The organism is Pseudomonas sp. LBUM1661 (assembly GCF_059695925.1).
In genome coordinates, this window is record NZ_CP166794.1 from 2,998,541 (window position 1) to 3,015,674 (window position 17,134).

General features: G+C 59.3%; 17 protein-coding genes and 2 pseudogenes. 10 read left to right on the top strand and 9 right to left on the bottom strand.

The genetic code is table 11. The features are described from left to right. Window positions 1–161 precede the first annotated feature (161 nt). Window positions 162–1,220, top strand: coding sequence for an Ldh family oxidoreductase (locus ACA057_RS13710; RefSeq protein WP_497349156.1), 1,059 nt, complete (start codon window positions 162–164; stop codon window positions 1,218–1,220). Window positions 1,221–1,394: 174 nt separating this feature from the next. After that, entirely contained in the window at window positions 1,395–2,711 is a 1,317-nt protein-coding gene (locus tag ACA057_RS13715) for an MFS transporter (RefSeq protein ID WP_497349158.1), read from the top strand. Window positions 2,712–2,979: 268 nt separating this feature from the next. Here the strand turns inward: ACA057_RS13715 and ACA057_RS13720 are convergent, their stop codons facing one another. Continuing rightward, window positions 2,980–3,906, bottom strand: coding sequence for a universal stress protein (locus ACA057_RS13720; protein WP_497349160.1), 927 nt, complete (start codon window positions 3,904–3,906; stop codon window positions 2,980–2,982). Between the two features lie 300 nt (window positions 3,907–4,206). On the opposite strand from ACA057_RS13720, the gene ACA057_RS13725 reads away from it, so the two are divergent. Continuing rightward, window positions 4,207–5,445 carry an MgtC/SapB family protein gene (locus ACA057_RS13725; RefSeq protein ID WP_497349162.1) on the top strand — a complete coding sequence of 413 codons (1,239 nt, stop codon included), beginning with the start codon at window positions 4,207–4,209 and terminating at the stop codon, window positions 5,443–5,445. Between the two features lie 18 nt (window positions 5,446–5,463). Here the strand turns inward: ACA057_RS13725 and ACA057_RS13730 are convergent, their stop codons facing one another. Further along, window positions 5,464–6,366, bottom strand: coding sequence for a diguanylate cyclase domain-containing protein (locus ACA057_RS13730; RefSeq protein ID WP_497349164.1), 903 nt, complete (start codon window positions 6,364–6,366; stop codon window positions 5,464–5,466). Between the two features lie 209 nt (window positions 6,367–6,575). Here ACA057_RS13730 and ACA057_RS13735 point away from each other — a divergent pair, with 209 nt between their 5' ends. Beyond that, the gene (locus ACA057_RS13735; RefSeq protein WP_497349166.1) at window positions 6,576–7,499 is read left to right on the top strand and encodes a universal stress protein; all 924 of its coding nucleotides are present in this window, start codon (window positions 6,576–6,578) and stop codon (window positions 7,497–7,499) included. 53 nt (window positions 7,500–7,552) lie between these two features. On the opposite strand, the gene ACA057_RS13740 is transcribed toward ACA057_RS13735, so the two are convergent. Then, window positions 7,553–8,116 carry a GNAT family N-acetyltransferase gene (locus tag ACA057_RS13740; protein WP_497349168.1) on the bottom strand — a complete coding sequence of 188 codons (564 nt, stop codon included), beginning with the start codon at window positions 8,114–8,116 and terminating at the stop codon, window positions 7,553–7,555. A gap of 223 nt (window positions 8,117–8,339) precedes the next feature. Between ACA057_RS13740 and ACA057_RS13745 the strand changes: the two genes are divergently transcribed. Then, window positions 8,340–9,260, top strand: a complete 921-nt coding sequence (locus tag ACA057_RS13745) for a universal stress protein (protein WP_497349170.1) — start codon at window positions 8,340–8,342, stop codon at window positions 9,258–9,260. 61 nt (window positions 9,261–9,321) lie between these two features. Next, window positions 9,322–9,936: pseudogene (locus tag ACA057_RS13750) on the top strand (universal stress protein); the annotation flags it as partial. Between the two features lie 36 nt (window positions 9,937–9,972). On the opposite strand, the gene ACA057_RS13755 reads toward ACA057_RS13750, so the two are convergent. Continuing rightward, a complete protein-coding gene (locus tag ACA057_RS13755) occupies window positions 9,973–10,398 on the bottom strand; it encodes a potassium channel family protein (RefSeq protein ID WP_497349172.1) in 426 nt (141 codons plus the stop codon). A gap of 87 nt (window positions 10,399–10,485) precedes the next feature. Beyond that, window positions 10,486–10,614 (bottom strand): annotated as a pseudogene (locus ACA057_RS13760) (BON domain-containing protein); the annotation flags it as partial. A gap of 356 nt (window positions 10,615–10,970) precedes the next feature. Between ACA057_RS13760 and ACA057_RS13765 the strand changes: the two are divergent. From ACA057_RS13765 to ACA057_RS13780, 4 genes are all read left to right on the top strand, one after another. Then, a complete protein-coding gene (locus ACA057_RS13765; protein WP_497349174.1) occupies window positions 10,971–11,891 on the top strand; it encodes a universal stress protein in 921 nt (306 codons plus the stop codon). Window positions 11,892–11,988: 97 nt separating this feature from the next. After that, window positions 11,989–12,126 (top strand): hypothetical protein, encoded by a 138-nt coding sequence (locus ACA057_RS13770; protein WP_497350070.1) that lies wholly within the window; start codon window positions 11,989–11,991, stop codon window positions 12,124–12,126. A gap of 62 nt (window positions 12,127–12,188) precedes the next feature. Next, the gene (locus ACA057_RS13775) at window positions 12,189–12,746 is read left to right on the top strand and encodes a chalcone isomerase family protein (protein ID WP_497349176.1); all 558 of its coding nucleotides are present in this window, start codon (window positions 12,189–12,191) and stop codon (window positions 12,744–12,746) included. Between the two features lie 10 nt (window positions 12,747–12,756). Next, a complete protein-coding gene (locus ACA057_RS13780) occupies window positions 12,757–13,293 on the top strand; it encodes a DUF3833 domain-containing protein (RefSeq protein ID WP_497349178.1) in 537 nt (178 codons plus the stop codon). 56 nt (window positions 13,294–13,349) lie between these two features. Here the strand turns inward: ACA057_RS13780 and ACA057_RS13785 are convergent, their stop codons facing one another. The 4 genes from ACA057_RS13785 to ACA057_RS13800 are packed head-to-tail and all read right to left on the bottom strand — an operon-like array spanning window position 13,350 to window position 17,130. Beyond that, complete coding sequence (locus ACA057_RS13785; protein WP_497349180.1) at window positions 13,350–13,838, bottom strand: DUF2878 domain-containing protein; 489 nt, start codon at window positions 13,836–13,838, stop codon at window positions 13,350–13,352. A 1-nt stretch (window position 13,839) separates the two neighbouring features. Further along, complete coding sequence (locus tag ACA057_RS13790; RefSeq protein ID WP_497349182.1) at window positions 13,840–15,099, bottom strand: class I SAM-dependent methyltransferase; 1,260 nt, start codon at window positions 15,097–15,099, stop codon at window positions 13,840–13,842. After that, on the bottom strand, window positions 15,074–15,886 hold the full coding sequence (locus ACA057_RS13795) for a DUF1365 domain-containing protein (RefSeq protein WP_497349184.1): 813 nt from the start codon (window positions 15,884–15,886) through the stop codon (window positions 15,074–15,076). Before ACA057_RS13795 ends, ACA057_RS13790 begins: the two co-directional genes overlap by 26 nt. Continuing rightward, window positions 15,883–17,130 (bottom strand): NAD(P)/FAD-dependent oxidoreductase, encoded by a 1,248-nt coding sequence (locus ACA057_RS13800; protein ID WP_497349186.1) that lies wholly within the window; start codon window positions 17,128–17,130, stop codon window positions 15,883–15,885. The genes ACA057_RS13795 and ACA057_RS13800 overlap by 4 nt, the downstream gene beginning before the upstream one ends. Window positions 17,131–17,134 lie beyond the last annotated feature (4 nt).

The following is a 17,134-nucleotide window of genomic DNA, read 5'->3' on the forward strand; positions in this document are numbered from 1 at the left end:
CGCTCGATAAATCAATTTGATAACGCCCGGTTATCAATTGATCGGATCATCTCATTGGGAATCTTGTGTCCGGCTCAATACAGTTATCGCAAATTCGCCCTTCATAAAGGCGAAGCCATAACAAGAAGCCGGCCGTACTGCCCTGAGAGGTTCCCGCAAGCATGTCTGAAGCCAAGCGTTACAACGTCCAAACGCTCACCACGTTCGTCGAGCAACTGTTCGAAAAAGCCGGGGCCGACGCCGAGGTTGCCCAAGTGGTGACCCGGGTGCTGCTCGAAGGTGAACTGCTGGGCCATCGCACCCATGGCCTCAATCTGGTCAGTCGCTATCTCGGTGGCATGCTGACCGGGCAGGTCAAGGCCCGTGCCGACTTGCTCGAGCAGGTCTCGGACAGTGGCATTTCGAGCCTGTTCGATGGCCACTATGTGCTTGGCCCTTATTGTGTCAGCCGCGCGCTGGATTGCGCGGCCAAGGGTGCCACGGAGCAGGGGATTGGTATCGCCGTGGTGCGCCGTGCCTCGCACATCGGTTGCCTGGCCGCTTACCTGAAACCTTTCACTGACCGTGGCCTGGTGGCGATGGTGTATTCCTCGGACCCGTCGGTGGGTCTGGTGTGCGCTCATGGCGGGATCGACCCGATCTACACGCCCAACCCGATTGCCGCCGGGATCCCGACCCGGGGCGAGCCGATCCTGCTGGATGTGAGCATGTCCACCGTGACCCTGGGCCTGATCGGCCAGTGCCGCGATGCCGGCAGCACACTGCCGCACCCGGTGTTGATGAGCAACGAGGGTCAATTGAGCGACGATCCGAGCGACTTCTTCACCACGCCGCCAGGTAGCATCCTGCCCTTGGGCGGCCAGGCTTTCGGCCACAAAGGCTTTGCCCTGGCGATTCTGGTCGAAGCCCTGACCTCGGGGTTGGCTGGTCATGGACGCAAAGACGCTCCAGATCAGTGGGGCGCCTCGGCCACGGCCGTGGTGATTGACCCGCGCTTCTTCGGCGGGCTGGAAGCCTTCACCGACGAAAGTTCGTTCCTGAGCACATTGATCCTGGCCAGCCGCCCGGTAGACCCCGAGCGCCCGGTGCGTTTGCCTGGCCAGGCCGGCCTGAAACTGCGCGAGCAAGCCCTGCGCGAAGGGGTGAGCCTGTCGCAGAAGGTGGTCGACGAGCTCAACCAGAGCGCCGGGCAATTGCAGTTGCCAGCACTGTCTCTCTGATAACTGTAGGAGCGAGCTTGCCCGCGAAAAACCCGAGGGCGCCGCGGGCCATCTGGTTTTACGCGTTATCGTTCACGACCTTCGCGAGCAAGCTCGCTCCTACAGAGGCTGCGCGTCAGCCCTGATTTTTTTTCGTCAATGAAACGCTGCAATAACAATAATAAAGGCCATCAGATGAACAAACTGAAGAAGTATCAAAGCATCACCGTTGTCTTCCTGCTATTGATCGGCATCGTCAACTACCTGGACCGTAGTGCGCTGTCGATTGCCAACACCTCGATCCAGAAGGACATGATGATCAGCCCCTCGCAGATGGGCATTTTGTTGTCGGCGTTCTCCATCGCCTACGCCTTTGCGCAGTTGCCGATGGGCCTGATCATCGACCGCCTTGGCAGCAAAATCGCCCTGGGCGCTTCGTTGCTGGCCTGGTCGGTGGCTCAAGCCACGTGCGGCATGGTCAACAGCTTCGCCGGCTTCATGGGAATGCGCGTGCTGCTGGGGATTGGCGAGGCTCCGATGTTCCCGTCGGCGGCCAAAGCCCTGTCTGAATGGTTCGACGCCAACGAGCGCGGCACGCCAACCGGGATCGTCTGGTCATCGACCTGCATCGGCCCCTGCCTGGCACCGCCGTTGCTGACGCTGTTCATGGTCAACTTCGGCTGGCGCGGCATGTTCATCATCACCGGCGTGATCGGCATCGTCCTCGCCTTGTGCTGGTTGACCTTCTACAAGAGCAAGGCGCAGTACCTGGCCGAGCTCGCGGCTGAAGGCAAGCCGTTGCCCACCGAGAAAAAAGCCCAGCCGCAAGCAGCCCATTCGCAGGCGCCGAAGGTGTCGTACTTCGCCGGCTGGCTCGACCTGTTCAAACATCGCAGCACGTGGGGCGCGGTCCTGGGTTTCATGGGCGTGATCTACATGCTGTGGCTGCACCTGACCTGGTTGCCCGGTTACTTCGAGCGCGAGCACGGCATGAATCTGTACAAGACCGCGTGGCTGGTGTCGCTGGCCTATGGCTTCGGTGCGGTGGGCACCATTGTCGCCGGGCGTTTCTGCGACCTGTTGGTCCGTCGGGGCATGAGCATCCTCTCCAGCCGCAAATTCGGCGTGATCACCGGCCTGGTGATGGCGGCGCTGTTCACCTTGCCGCTGTCGTACGTCACCGGCCTGACCGGTTGCATTATCCTGCTGTGCTTGGCGCTGTTCAGTATCAACATGGCCAGCGCCACGGCGTGGATGATCGTCAACACCATCGTCGACAGCCGCCGTGTGGCCTCGTTCGGTTCGATCCAGAACTTCGGCGGCTACATCGCCGGTTCTGTTGCGCCGATCGTCACCGGCTTCAGCATCGAGTACTCGGGTTCGTTCAATACCGCGTTCATGATCAGTGCAGTGGTAGCGCTGTGTTCGGCCCTGGCGTACTACCTGCTGCTCAACGCGCCGATAGGCAGCGCCGAGCCTGCACCTGAGCACCTCGTCGGTGTGACTGAATAAAGCGTCACGTATCGGGGGATTCCTGACGGTCGCGGTGGTTCAACGTACCCGTTGCACTACAGCGACTGTGAGGAACAAACGGAGCCGGGTTTTCCTATCGTGCTGACATGTGCTCTAAAACATTCCGCACATCCTGGACTCATTGCAGTCATTCACAATTGGCGTTACATCAGGCTGGGCTCGCTTTGAAGGCAAGCATCAGGTGGGTGGCATTGTTCAGTGGTGCGCTCATACCCCGTTATCTCTCTTTCTGCTTCGTGGGCTTCTTTTACTCAGCCAGTTCTTCTGGTGAAACCACCCACACGCTGCACGGCATTTTGTACAGCAGGTGTTCCACCGTACTGCCGACCAGTCGGCCAATGCCCCGATGGCCGACCCGGCCCATGACAATGACGTCGACGTCATAGGCATCCGCGTAGCTGGAGAGAACCTTGGCCGGGTTGCCCATGATCATGTGCTGGTTCTCCGGAGAAATTCCATTGCGCTCGGCCAGCTCGCGGAAGGCGTCGCCCTGTGCATCGAACAGGGTCTTGGCAGTACCTGAAGAAAAGAAAGCAGAGGCGTTGTCGAAACCGAATTCCTCGGAGCTGATGGAGGACAGGTCATGGGCGTAGATCACATCCAGCGTCGCATTACAGCTGCTCGCCAGTTTTGAGGCCTCGCGCAGAATCCGATCGTTGAAACCTTCGTATTGGCCATCGCGATGGAAAGGATCAACCGCGGCGACAATCTTGCGCGGCAAGGCGTGCTGCACATGACTGACAAAATGCAAAGGCACGGGGCATTCGCGCAGTAAATGGATATCGAGGGGCGTGAACATCAGGCGTGACAGCAGCGTTTCGTACTCTAGTGCCTTGATCAGTACAGCCATTGGCTGTTCTTTGAGGTGAATGAGGATTTCCTGCAAGGGTCTTTCCACCCAAACCACTTCAGTGGTGACGTGCACTCCAATTTTGCGTAAGGGACGGGCCTGTTCTTCCAGCCACTGGCGATGGCGCTCGACGTACCCGAGGCGCATCTGCTCCAACGCTTGTTCGTTGACCATGCCGGCGGTCGCCAGCCCTTCCAGGTAATCGAACGCCACGATATGCAATGCCGCACCCGAAGCCTTGGCCAACGCTGCGGCCCGGTCGAACGCGGGGCTGTTTTCCATCAGCGGCGAGACGACCAGCATGAAACGTGATTGCTCAGACATGACAAATCTCCCGTAGGTAATCCAGAAACGCTTGCGCTCAATAGCAACGGTGCGTTTGGGCAGTGAAGCCTTAGGCTCATCCTGTCGCTGGCCGGGGAGGCGAGATTGACTTATGTCAAACAGGCGGGGAACGGAAAAAACCGTCCGACGTGCGGTTAGTCGCGCCGGCTCCATCGTGAAAGGGTTGACCATTATCAACCTCCCGTCCGTCATTGCGGCGCAGTCTTCAGGGCGTGCTGAACTCAAGCGCAAGAACGGGACTGGAGAGATCGCCATGGCGAGCATGAGAGCGGGACACCCATGATCGAAACCTTGGGCCTGGCGGGGGTTGCAGCTGCTTTGGGGATCGGCATGCTCATCGGTCTTGAACGCGAACGGCACAAGGGGCGAGGGGACAGCCGTGCCTGTGCCGGTTTGCGCACGTTTGCAATTACCGCGTTGTCGGGTTACGCAGCGATGTTGGTCGGTGGCGGCCTGCTGGTGGGGATCATGGCTTTTGGACTGGCGATGCTGGTCTGTGTGGCGTATTGGCGAAGCTTGAGTAACGACCCGGGTGTGACCAGCGAAGTGGCGTTGCTCACGGTGTTGGTATTGGGTGCGTTATGTAGCACCGCGCCTGAACTGGCCATTGTCATTGGAGTGGTGATAGCGGCGCTGCTGATGTATCGGCAGAAATTGCACCATTTTGCCCGCAGCCAATTGACCGAAGCGGAAATGCGCGACGGACTGGTGCTACTGATTGCTGCACTGGTGGTGCTGCCACTGGCACCGGACCGTTTCATCGGCCCGTATGCCGCCATCAACCTGCGCACCATTTGCACCCTGACCGTATTGCTGATGGCGGTGGGTGCGATGGGGCATATCGCTGTGCGTACCTTGGGCAGCCGTTATGGCTATGCGATCAGCGCCATCGCCTCCGGGTTTGCTTCCAGTACCATGACCATCGCCGCGATGGGGCATCGCGTCACCAAAGAGCCAGAGCAGATCAAAATTCTGAGCGCGGCAGCGATACTGTCCAATCTGGCGACCGTCATCCAGGTTGGCCTGATACTGGGGGCGGTCGATACCGGCCTGTTGCGTCAGATGTGGGGGCCGCTGTTATGCGGCGTCGCTGCCACGGCGTTATATGGCCTGGGCTTGATGTTTCCCAGGCCTTCGACCGGCGCCAACCAGCCGATCAAGGTGGGGGGGGCCTTTAATCTAAAGCTAGCCTTGGCCGTTACGCTGACCATGACCGGCATCACTGTTCTGTCGTCAGTGATGCTCAGCCACTTTGGCGAGGCAGGGGTAATGCTGACCGCGACACTTACCGGTTTTGCCGATGCGCACTCCTCGACGGCGTCCATTGCTTCCCTGGCCAAGGCCGGGCAATTGCCTTTTGATGCCATTGCCGGACCCGCGCTGATGGCTGTCAGCAGTAACTCGCTGAGCAAATGCCTGGTGGCCTGGGTCAGCGGCGGACGACGGTTTGCCGTTTATGTGATTCCCGGCCAGGTATTGCTGACGCTGGCGATGTGGGCGGGCACCTTGTTGCACTGAGGCCCGTTTATTGAGTTTTTAATCAGAGGGCGGCGCCAGGAGGCTGAAACGGCAGGTATTGCCACCGGCTTTTTTTGCCTGGTACATCGCCCCGTCAGCCTGCCCGAGCAAGTCCTCGGCGCTGACACCATTAGTGGGAAACAGGCTGATACCGATGCTTATGCGCATTTCGATACTCTGCGTCTCGATCATGAAGGGCTGATTGATTGCGGCGATAAGCTTATTGGCCAAGGCCTCAAGCTGGTCGACTTGATCCATGCACGTGATCAGAATCGCGAACTCGTCCCCGCTTAAACGAGAGACAACATCGGACCTGCGCACAGACTGGCCCAAGCGTTCGGCCACCGCTACCAACAGCTTGTCTCCGCAGGCGTGTCCCAACGTGTCGTTGACCGACTTGAAGCGATCCAGGTCGATAAACATCAACGCCAACGACTGTTGATGTTTCGTGGCGTGGTCAATCGCCTGATTGAGCAGATTCAGAAACAACCTGCGGTTGGGCAACCCGGTCAGGGTGTCATGGAACGCCAGCTGCTGCATGTTGGCGCGCTCGTCATCCATCACCTTGAAATTGTGCAAGATGGCGATGAAGTGCGTCACCACACCTTGAGGATCGAGCACGGGGGTGATGACCTGATTGACGGTACAGCTACCGCCATCCTTGCGTCGCTCGACCATTTCTCCCTGCCAGGTCAGGCCCGCCAGGAGCGTCAGCCATAGGTCCTGATAGAAGGTAGTGCTTTGTCTTCCCGACGAGAGCAGGTGCGGGGTTTTCCCCACCAGTTCCGGTTTGGTATAGCCACTCAAGAGGCAGAACGCTTTATTGATCCAGACGATGCACCCCGTCCGCTCTGTGATCAGTACCGGATTTGTCGCAGCGTCCAATGCTCTTACCAATAACTGCTGGTCATATTCGATCATTGCCCCTCCGGCATTGCCATTGACGCGTTAAGCCTTGATTCAGGCTAGGGCGATGGAGGAGGGAGTCTGTTGATCAAGATCAACTTTATCCGCCGTCATCAACGTCTGGCGGGACGTCGTTTCTGATAAAGATCAAGTCGCCTCCGGCAGGAACGCTCAATCTGGATGCCTGTTCACTTCATCCAGATGGCCGCGTGCCGAGGTGCCCCATGTCGCAGCCCCAGCGTTTACTGTTAATTGCCCCCCCTGCCATGACCCGCACGCCGGCGTTCGACCGCGCCGCCGCGTTGGCACTCGCCATGCAATTGCCGTTACACATCGTGGCGTTCGATTATTTGCAGGCCCTCGCGGTGGCCGGCCTGTTCGCCCCAGAACAAATCAGCCTGGCCCGGGACGGGTATTTGCAAACCCATCGGCTGTGGCTCGCGGAGCAAGCCGGGCTGATGAGCAAACACGGAGTCGAGGTCACCGGCGAGGTGGTGTGGGTCCAGCATCCTTACGAGGAGATCCTGCACTTCGTCAACGAGATGCCGCTGGCGCTGATCATCAAGGATGCCCAGGAAGAATCGGCATTGAAACGGGTGTTTTTCACGCCGCTGGACTGGCAGTTGCTGCGCGATTGCCCGGTACCGGTGCATCTGGTGACCAATGCCCTCAACCCTCGACCACACAACGTCCTGGCCATCGTCGATATGCTGCGCAGTGAAGATCAGGACCATGTGTTCAACGACCAGATTATCGACGCCGCGACGAAGCTGGCTGAACAGTGTGACGCCCGGCTTGAATTGCTGCATGCCTTTGACTGGACGGCCGTGTATGCGCAGGACATAGGATTTGGTGCGCTACCGCTGGCCGTCGGGATTTACGAAGCGTTGGGCGTGGTTCAGGCCGAGGCATTTGCAGCCCTGGCAGAGCGTCACGGCGTGCCACCGGAATGTCGGCACTTCATCGAGGGCGCACCGGTGTCGAGTATTTGTGAATTTGCCGCCGACCATCGCACCGATGTCATCGTAATGGGAACGGTGCAGCACACGGGGTTGAACAAGCTACTGGGGACCACGGCCGAACAGCTCTTGCACCGGGCGCCTTGCAGTGTACTGGCGATCAAGCCGAGCGAGATGTTGCAATCCTGAGAGCCTGGATCGCCCCGCGATGAACCATGGCCGGAACAACGCGGGGTGATTGTTTACAGGTAAAGACGATGAATGACCTGACTGCTGTCATCGGGATCATTGTGCGTATCGAAACCCAGGGCTTTGGCCAGGTCGCGCATCGGCGCATTGCTGGAAGCGTCTACCGAGTACATCTGGCGAAAACCGTTCTTGCGCGCGGTCTTGATCAGATGCTCCATCAGTAACGTGCCCAGCCCCAGGTGCTTCCATTCGTCGGCAACCGTCACCGCGCATTCACACTCGTGCTCGCCCGTGGCGGCGTAGCGGCTAATGCCGATCTCGATCAGTTGGCCGTTCTCGTGGACCAGCGCGATGTAGGCTGTGCGCTGTTTGTTATCGGTGTCCATCAACTGGTTAAGCATGGCGGCGCCGGGTTCATTTATCTGCGCAAGAAAACGCATGTGCCGGGACTCGGGAGACAGCCGTTTGATAAAGGCGTATTCACGCTCGCGGTCTTTTTCCGCCAGCGGCCGGATCAGCACGTGACGACCATCCTTGAGCGCTTCGATCCAGTATTGTCCGGTTACCGCGGCGTAGGCGGCAGCGGCCCGATCATTGTGGTCTTTGACAGTGAGCATGGGGTGATCCTCCATCCGGTTTGAAAGGTTGGCGCGCGGCGGCAAACCCCGCGGTTCATTCCTTTCTACGCCGCCGCCGGCGTCAGAATCTGATCTGGATCAGAGAGGCGTCACGTGAGCATTGATTTGCGCGTGTTTGATGTAAATCAACCTAGGGGAGGGGGCAACGAGCGCATCTTGAAACCTCCGGCGCTTAACGACCGGTGTCGAGCCGAGGTGTGTGATGGGTCAATATCAACGTTTGTTGCTGATCGCCGACCAAACCCTGCATCAGTCCCCAGCCACGCTGCGTGCCGTCGCGCTGGCCAAGGCGAGTGGCGCCGTGCTGGATGTGCGTGCTTTTGTCGAACCCGCGCCGATCGTGCATGTGTGGGAAGAGAAAGTCGACGACGCCGGGTATCAGCGCTATCTGCGCCGCTATCGTCGCTGGGAGGCCGAAGAGATCGAGCGGCTCAGTGGCCTGGGGCTGGAGGTGACGGTCAAAGTCGTGTTCACGACCCATCCGCTGCTGGATATTTTGAACGCGGTCGAAGACCTCAAGCCCGACCTGCTGATCAAGGATGTCACCCTGGAACCAGTGCTCAAGCGGGTGTTCATCACGCCGCTCGATTGTCACTTGCTGCGCGAATGCCCGATCCCCGTGCACCTGGTCAATCAGGCCCGCTACGGTTTGCCGCACAGGGTCGTCGCCGCGGTGGACCCGTTTGATCCGTCGACACAAATCAGCGGCCTGAACGACACCATCATTCAGAACGCCAACGCACTGGCCTTGCAATGCGACGCGCCGCTGCACCTGCTTTACGCCTATGACTTGTCGCCAGCCTTCAATGGCGATGCGCCGCTGGTCGGCGGTGGCTGGAGCGTGGACTACATTGAGGAGCTGCGTGAATCCCTGCATCTGGCCTTCGTCACCCTGGCCGATCGTTACGGCGTTCCACCGGAGCGTCGGCATTTTGTCATGGGCCTGCCGGTGCCGGTGATCAGCGAGTTTGTCGAGCAATACTTGGCCGATGTGGTGGTGATGGGCACGGTGCACCGCGTGGGGATCGACCGATTGATCGGCAGCAACACAGAACGGGCGCTGTATTCGGTGCCGGGCAGTATTCTGGCGGTCAGGCAGTCAGGGTCGAACGTCACGGACTGACTCGGCCTAAAGCTCGCCAGTGTCTGGTTGGCATCGTTCAGGGCTGGCGACCGGGAAATGCGCGGATGACCTGCGGCAAGACATTCTTGATCACGTCGCGGACATGCAGCCCGACCTGTTGATCAAGGAAGTCCAGCATGAATCCGCGCTCAAACGCGCGTTTTTCACCCCGCTGGACTGGCACTTGCTGCGCCACTGTCCGGTGCCCGTCTATCTGGTGACAGGGGGCGGTTTCGTAACGCCGCGCAAGGTTGTGGCTGCGGTTGAAGTGTCGGACACCGAATCTGCAGACAACGAGCTGAATGAGCGGATTATCCAGCAAGCCACCGCTTTGGCCATGCAGTGTGATGCCGAATTGCATTTGCTGTACGCCTGCAATATTTCCGCCGCCTTTCTGGCGGAAATGGGCGGTCTGACACTGGCTGACCTCACCAAAGCGCTGCGCAGAGACCTGGAAAAATCTTTCCTCAAGTTGGCCGGTCGGTATGGTGTGCCGTCTGATCGTCGACACTTCATTGTAGGGCACCCCGTCACGGCGCTGAGCGAGTTCGCTAACGAGCATCAAGTGGATGTGATCGTGATGGGTAGAGTCCAAACCCGTGGGGTGGACAAGCTGTTGGGCAGTACGACCGAGCATATTTTGTATCAGGTGCCTTGCAACGTCCTGGCAGTCTGAAAAGTACCGGGCTGGTTACGGGGAAGAGGAGGCTTGCTATTTGCTCTTCCAGTATTTCTGCATTTCGAGAAATAGAAATGACGCCGTCCAGGTAATGAGTACCAGACCGGTCAGCGCCTGCAGGCCGGTCAGGTATTTGAGATTACCCACGGGTGAAATATCGCCGAAACCGATCGTCGTGTAGGTCGTGAAGGAAAAGTACACGCAGTCCAGCAGCGAACCGTCGAAGTTGCCGGTCAGGCCGCCCCATTCGCCGGAGCGCACCATCAGGTAATAGACCAGCGCGAAGCACCAGACTTCTGACGCGTGGGCCAGCAGGGCCCCGAATACCCCGACGACAATCCTGAAACGGCTCCAAAGCTTGAGCCGCGGCAGCCAATCGTTCAGACGTAACAGGCATTCGTAGTGGATCACCACGACAATGATGACCACCAGTGAATTGATCAACGTGACTGCCAGCATGGCGAACCTCCGGTATCAATCTGGCCATAACAGGCACCCCTTGAGTCACCCGCAGAATCCCAGGCGGATTGGCTCAAGCAAGAAGCCATAGCTGTTGACGTGACCGGAGAGGGTGACAACGCCGTTGTCCACGGCAACGCCAATGTGGGCGGCATCGATTTCAGGTTTGAATTCAAGCGCTTCCAAAATGGTTTTACGCAGACTCAAATCGCTCATGACGGTGTCCCCTGTCGGATTTGGTGTTGATGACGGCCCGTGAATGCCCGATCTGTATTTTTTTACACCTGAGCGACGGAACATCATTGAGCTATATCAACAATCCTTCTGTGAGTCTGCCGTCGTTTCGTGCACCGATCGAAAGCCCCTGTTAATTGACAAAGATCAGAGCCCGCGCTGGATAACGCCAGATACTCGAACAACAGCTTTTCCAGGCGCGATAAAACGAGGGGGAAACCATGAACAGGCACTGGCATGCTCAGGAAATCGACGCACGATTGGGTTTCGGCATGTAGCCTGGCCAGGAAGTCGGGCTGCAGTCAGCCAGGTAAAGCGTTTCCAGGACGAGGTATGTGATGCTCAAACTCAAACGTATCCTATTGATTGCTCCCACCGAAATGATCCGCACCCCGGCGTTTGACCGGGCGCATGCACTGGCTTGCGCAACCGGAGCTTTGCTGCACATCGTCGCGTTTGATTATGTGCAGGCGTTGGCGGTGGCGGGCCTGTTTGACCATGATGCGATGGCCCAGGCGCGGGAGGGTTACTTGCAGGTGCATCGGAACTGGCTGGAGCAACAAGCGCGGTTTCAGCGGTGCGCGGGGTTGCAGGTGACTACTGAAGTGGTCTGGGCCAAGTCGAGCCTGGCCCACGTGCTTGCGTATGTGAATGACTTCCATGCAGACCTGGTGATCAAGGACACCCACCATGTGCCGGCACTTGACCGAGCGTTTCATCGGCCGCTTGACTGGCTGTTGCTGCGTGACTGTCCGGCGCATTTGCACCTGGTGACCAACGCCATAAATCCCAAGCCGTTGAAAATTCTCGCAGCCATCGATCTATCGCATCTGGAAGAGTTGACCCAAGGGCTGAACGACCGGATTCTCGATCTGGCCTCGACACTGGCAGCCTCCTGCGGTGCTGCCTTGCACTTGCTCAATGTCAGCCGTTGGTCGGTGATGAGTGATGCGGCGATGAGTGTGCCGACCCCCAGTCTGGATGACAGTTTGAGAGACGCGGTCAACGATGCCCAGGCAGAAGCCTTTGATGAGCTTGCCGAACGCTATGGCATCGGGCAAAAACGCCGGCATCTACTGACCGGCGCTCCTCACAAGATGATCGGACTTTTCGCCGAACGAAATACGATTGACATGGTGGTGCTGGGCACGGCCCATCACCACGGGCTCGACGGGTTCATCGGCAGTACCGCCGAGAGCGTGTTGAACCGCGCGCCCTGCAGTTTGACGGTCGTCAAGCCATTGCCCAGGCTCGACTGAAAGGGCAACCGTCGCGCCCACAGTTGATAAGAATCAACTGCCCTTGAGCCGAAAGGAGCGATCAATAGCGCTCCGATGAATGTTCAAGGAGACAGCCATGCGAATGACATTTCTCGGTGCAGCGGGCACGGTCACAGGTAGCAAGAACCTGTTGGAGCACAACGACCCGCTTTTGGCCGATTGCAGCCTGACAATGTGCTCGCCGCACTCGGCCAGAAATGCATCGCCGATCTGATGCGTAAAAACTATACAATGAGCTAATATTGTATAGAATTTTTTAAAAAGGCCGGGACGCTGATGAACGTGGCTGATTCCAGACGCTTTCTCGAACATCGTCTGTCGATATGCTGGCTGTTCGCGATATTACTCGCCGTACCCGCCTGGGCGGATTGGCATCCCGCGCTGCCCGATAGACGTCTGGTGGGCAGCGGCGACTTTACCTGGTTTGGCGTGAGTCTATACACCGCGCGGTTGTGGAGCTCCGGGTTGCCGCTGACCTGGGATCAGCCCTTTGCACTCGAACTGACTTATCACCGTGTCTTTTCCCGGGACACGCTGGTGGAGGTCAGCCTCAATGAAATGGAGCGCATGGCAGAGGCTCGTCTTGAGGCATCCACCCTCCAACGCTGGTCCAATGAAATGCGTGAAGCCTTCGTCGATGTTCGGCCCGGAATGCGCATCACCGGGGTCTACCATCCTGGCAAAGGCTGCACTTTCTTCGTCGACGGCCAGCTGCGCCGGCGCGTCGACGACCCTGCATTCGCCCGCGCCTTCTTCGATATCTGGCTTGATCCGCGCACCCGGGACAAGCAACTGCGTCAACGACTGCTGGGGATGGCCGGGCCGGCGGAGTGAGGAGGTAGAGATGCGTCAAATACTGGTACTGCTCGCTGGCCTGTTGCTGGTCAGCTGTAACAACGTTGGGGTGGAGCACTACGCAAAGGAGCGACCGACGCTGGATCTCGTGGCGTTCTTCTCTCGGCCGGTACAGGCTTGGGGCCTGTTCCAGAATCGCTCGGGCGAGGTGGTCAAGCGCTTCCATGTCCAGATCGAAAGCCGCGTCGAGGGCCAGCAGTTGATCCTCGACGAGCGATTTCTCTACAGCGATGGCACGCGTCAGCGGCGCGTCTGGACGCTGGAACCCGCCGGCGCCGGGCGTTGGCGTGGTCGTGCGGACGACGTCGTCGGAGAAGCCAGCGGCGAGGTCGCTGGCAACGCGCTGCGCTGGCGCTATCGCCTTGACCTGCCGGTTGACGGCAGGCATTGGGAAGTGGATCTGGACGACTGGATGTACCTGATGGACGAAGACACGATGATCAATCGCTCGAGTATGAGCAAGCTTGGCGTCGAGTTGGGACAAGTGATCCTGTTCTTCCGCCGTCAGCCGGCGTCGTTTCCGTAGACCCACAATGATCGGCAAAGCTGGCGACATTCACGCATTCAAAAGGCTGTTGTTTATCAGCGGGACGCAGCCAGTCGCAGGATGATTGGCATCCATACAGCCCACAGCATTGCAAGCAGCAAGGCCGTGCCAAGGGTGCCCCAAGGCAGGCCTACACCAGCCAGCCTTGCGCCGGCGATGTAAGCCAGAGGTCCACCGCACAGACCCAGTAGCGCCCCGTACCAGATGGGACGTCGAGCCCACGCCAGGCTGTGGCGAAGCCCGCTGGCCAGTACCAGCCACAGCAAGGCAAGCCACAGGGGAAGGGGTTGCTGGGTAAAATCGAAGACTCCCAGCGCACCCAGGCTGGCATCCAGTAAACACCCAGCCATCCCCACACAGGCCAGAGTGATTGCTTCGTCGCCTGGTCGTGGGCAAGCAGCCACATGCACCAACAGGCCTGCCACCACGGGGAGTAGCAGCCAGGGATGCCGCTCGCTCAGTACGCAAGCCCACCAGGCGGCCTGCATCCATAGCGCGTTGCCGATCAACCAGGCCCGGCTCAAGTCAGGCGTCCGGCAGCGCTGCGCGGCGTGCGGCCGGAGCTGCCCAGAGCAATTGCGCGACGCCGATAGTGCGCTCCTCGAAACCACCCTGGCAGTAACACAGGTAGAACTCCCAGAGGCGCTGAAAGGTGTCGTCATAGCCCAGCTCGGTCAAGGCCGTGCGCGACTGACGCAAGTTGTCGCGCCAGTGCTGCAGAGTCCGCGCATAGTCCAGGCCGAAGTCCTCCATGTGGACCAGGTTCAACGCGGTATGGCAACTGGCGGTCTGCAGCATGACGCTCAGGGAGGGCAGGGCACCACCGGGAAAGATATAGCGCTGAATGAAATCTACCGACCGCCGCGCCTGTTCATAACGTTGGTCACGGATGGTGATGGCCTGCAGCAGCATCAAGCCGTCATCCTTGAGCAGCGACGCGCAGCGCTGAAAGTAAACAGGCAGATAGCGGTGCCCGACCGCCTCGATCATCTCGATAGAGACCAGCTTGTCGAAGCGTCCGCGAAGGTCGCGGTAGTCCTCGCGCAGTACGGTAATGCGGTGTTGCAGACCAAGATCCTGGACGCGCTGCAGGGTATGGGCGTATTGCGCCTCGGACAACGTGGTGGTGGTCACCCGGCACCCGTGATGGGTGGCGGCATGAATCGCCAGGCTACCCCAACCGGTACCGATCTCGAGCAGATGATCGCCAGGACACAGCGCGAGTTTGACGCAGATACGCTCAAGCTTGTTCAGTTGGCCCTGCTCCAGGCTCTGCTCCAGACTGTCGAACATGGCTGCCGAGTACATCATGGTCGGGTCCAGCAGCCGCTCGAACAAAGCATTGCCCAGATCGTAATGGGCGAGAATGTTGCGTCGCGCGCCGCGCCGGCTGTTGCGGTTTAGCCAGTGCAGCAGGCGCAGGATCGGACGGCCCAGGCGCGCCAACCCGCCTTCAAGGGCGTCGAGCACCTCAATGTTGGCGACAAAGAGGCGAGTGACCGCGGCCAGGTCCGGACTGCGCCAGTAGCCATGGATGTAAGCTTCGCCGGCACCGATAGAGCCGTTGGCAGCCACCATACCCCAAGCGGCCTCGTCGAAGATCTCGACCTCAGCGTGTAGTGCGCTGTCGACGTCGCCGAACAGCCATTGCCGGTCTTGGTAGATCAGGCGCAGCCGGCCTTGGCGCAAGTTGCGAAACTGAGTAAGCACGGCGTTCCTGGCCAAGCCGCCGAATAACGGCGCCAGGCCCAAGGATTTGCTAACGCTCAGAGTTGGATCGGACATGCTCGGGCTCCTCGTGGGCGTGATGGCCAAGGTTTTGGCTGCTCTGACAGGTTGTGTGGGCATAGAGCGGGGTGCGCTTGAGTAACAGGCGCATGGCTTGCCAATAAATCGCACCGAGGGTGCGCAGGCTCATCCAGGGGAAGGCCAGTACGTGCCGTTGTAGTGTGGCGGCATCCAGCGGCTGTCGGCGCAGGGACAGGTCGGCCTCGAATACTTTTTGCCCTTCGCGGCGGTTTTCCATGTGGATGCGCATGTGCGCGTCATCAATGTAAAAGCGCATGTGGTACTGCATATCCATTGGCAGGAATGGCGAGACATGGAATGCCTTCGTGACCGAGAAGTGCCGGGGCTGGCCGGGCAGCACAGGCAACACGTAGTGAAAACGTTCACGCCAAGGGGTGTTACGTACCTCCAGCACAATCGCCGCCAGGAGACCGTCACTGTCGTGGCAAAAGTAGAAACTGACCGGATTGAATGAAATCCCCCAACTGCGCGGCTGGGTCAGCAAATGAATAGTGCCGCAGGGCGCCTGGCCCAAGGCCTGGGCCACTACTTCGCGCACCGCTTCCTGCAAGGGGATACCGCGACGGGTCCAGGCTGGCAGGTAATCGGTTTCTCGCCAACACAACGGCGCCAAGCGAGAAGCACCGAGTAACGGGGACAGGCCCAGCAGCAGATCCTGTTCGTCCAGATCCAGATAAAGCATGCCAATGCGATAACGGAATCCATGGAACCGCGGCAGCAGGCGCCGGTGGCTGACCCAACCATAGCAAAGGCTGCTGTTCACAGGCGCTCCCCGAATCTTTGGGCGACGTCCAGTGCGCTGACCACGCCATCCTCATGGAAGCCGTTTGCCCAATAAGCGCCGCAGAAGTAGCTGTGCCGGTTTCCCTGTAGCTCACCCTGGCGCGCCTGGGCTGCCATGGCGGCAAGGCTGTATTGGGGATGTGCATAATTGAATCGTGCCAGCACCTGCGACGGGTCCACGTAATCGCTCTGATTGAGGCTTAGGCAGAAGGTTGCCGGGGCGTCGATGCCTTGCAGAATGTTCATGTTGTAGGTCACGGCCGCCGGGGCGTGCGCGGGTCCACCGAGGCGATAGTTCCAGCTGGCCCAGGCCTTGCGCCGGCTGGGCAGCAGGCGGGTGTCGGTGTGAAGCACTACTTCGTTGGCGGCATAGTCGAGGGCACCTAGCACCTCGTGCTCGGTGGCCGTCGGTTTCTCCAGCAGCGCCAAAGCCTGGTCGCTATGGCAGGCGAACACGACCTTGTCGAAACGCTCATGGCCTGCCGCACTGGTGATCATCACGCCGCTATCGTCCCGGCGGACGCTCATCACCGGGCAACTGAGCCGAATGCGCTCGCTGAAGGTCTTGCACAACGGCTCCACATAGCTGCGCGAGCCACCCTCGATCACTCGCCATTGTGGCCGCTGGCTGATCGAGAGCAGACCATGGTTACGAAAAAAACGGACGAAGAAGTGCAACGGGAAACGCAGCATGTCGGCCCGTGATACCGACCAGATAGCCGAGCCCATGGGTACGATGTAGTGATGGATGAAACGCTGCCCGTAGTTTCGCGTGTGCAGGTAATCACCAAGACTCATGCCCGGCTCAATACGGTGGCCCTCAAGGTCGGCCACCGCCTGGCGGTTGAAGCGCACGATATCGCGCAACATGCCCCAGAAGCCCGGCGACAGCAGATTGCCGCGCTGTGCGAAGAGGGTGTCCAGGTTATTGCCGTTGTATTCCAGGCCGCTCTGCGGATCGTTCACCGAAAAGCTCATCTCGGTGGGGCGTGAGGCGACTCCGAGGCGATCCATCAAGCGGATGAAGTTGGGATAGGTCCAGTCGTTGAAGACGATGAAACCGGTGTCTACTGCATAAGGCTGGCCCTGCCATTCTATGTCGACAGTATGGGTATGGCCGCCGATCCAGTCAGCCGCTTCGAACACGGTCACCTCATTGCGACGTGACAGCAGGTAGGCACAGGTCAGCCCAGAGATCCCGCTGCCGATAATGGCGATACGCATATGA

Excerpts from the sequence above, each read along its gene's own strand:
- ACA057_RS13710 (WP_497349156.1), top strand. The coding sequence starts at position 162 with ATGTCTGAAGCCAAGCGTTACAACGTCCAAACGCTCACCACGTTCGTC.
- ACA057_RS13715 (WP_497349158.1), top strand. The coding sequence starts at position 1,395 with ATGAACAAACTGAAGAAGTATCAAAGCATCACCGTTGTCTTCCTGCTA.
- ACA057_RS13720 (WP_497349160.1), bottom strand. The coding sequence starts at position 3,906 with ATGTCTGAGCAATCACGTTTCATGCTGGTCGTCTCGCCGCTGATGGAA.
- ACA057_RS13725 (WP_497349162.1), top strand. The coding sequence starts at position 4,207 with ATGATCGAAACCTTGGGCCTGGCGGGGGTTGCAGCTGCTTTGGGGATC.
- ACA057_RS13730 (WP_497349164.1), bottom strand. The coding sequence starts at position 6,366 with ATGATCGAATATGACCAGCAGTTATTGGTAAGAGCATTGGACGCTGCG.
- ACA057_RS13735 (WP_497349166.1), top strand. The coding sequence starts at position 6,576 with ATGTCGCAGCCCCAGCGTTTACTGTTAATTGCCCCCCCTGCCATGACC.
- ACA057_RS13740 (WP_497349168.1), bottom strand. The coding sequence starts at position 8,116 with ATGCTCACTGTCAAAGACCACAATGATCGGGCCGCTGCCGCCTACGCC.
- ACA057_RS13745 (WP_497349170.1), top strand. The coding sequence starts at position 8,340 with ATGGGTCAATATCAACGTTTGTTGCTGATCGCCGACCAAACCCTGCAT.
- ACA057_RS13755 (WP_497349172.1), bottom strand. The coding sequence starts at position 10,398 with ATGCTGGCAGTCACGTTGATCAATTCACTGGTGGTCATCATTGTCGTG.
- ACA057_RS13765 (WP_497349174.1), top strand. The coding sequence starts at position 10,971 with ATGCTCAAACTCAAACGTATCCTATTGATTGCTCCCACCGAAATGATC.
- ACA057_RS13770 (WP_497350070.1), top strand. The coding sequence starts at position 11,989 with ATGCGAATGACATTTCTCGGTGCAGCGGGCACGGTCACAGGTAGCAAG.
- ACA057_RS13775 (WP_497349176.1), top strand. The coding sequence starts at position 12,189 with ATGAACGTGGCTGATTCCAGACGCTTTCTCGAACATCGTCTGTCGATA.
- ACA057_RS13780 (WP_497349178.1), top strand. The coding sequence starts at position 12,757 with ATGCGTCAAATACTGGTACTGCTCGCTGGCCTGTTGCTGGTCAGCTGT.
- ACA057_RS13790 (WP_497349182.1), bottom strand. The coding sequence starts at position 15,099 with ATGTCCGATCCAACTCTGAGCGTTAGCAAATCCTTGGGCCTGGCGCCG.
- ACA057_RS13800 (WP_497349186.1), bottom strand. The coding sequence starts at position 17,130 with ATGCGTATCGCCATTATCGGCAGCGGGATCTCTGGGCTGACCTGTGCC.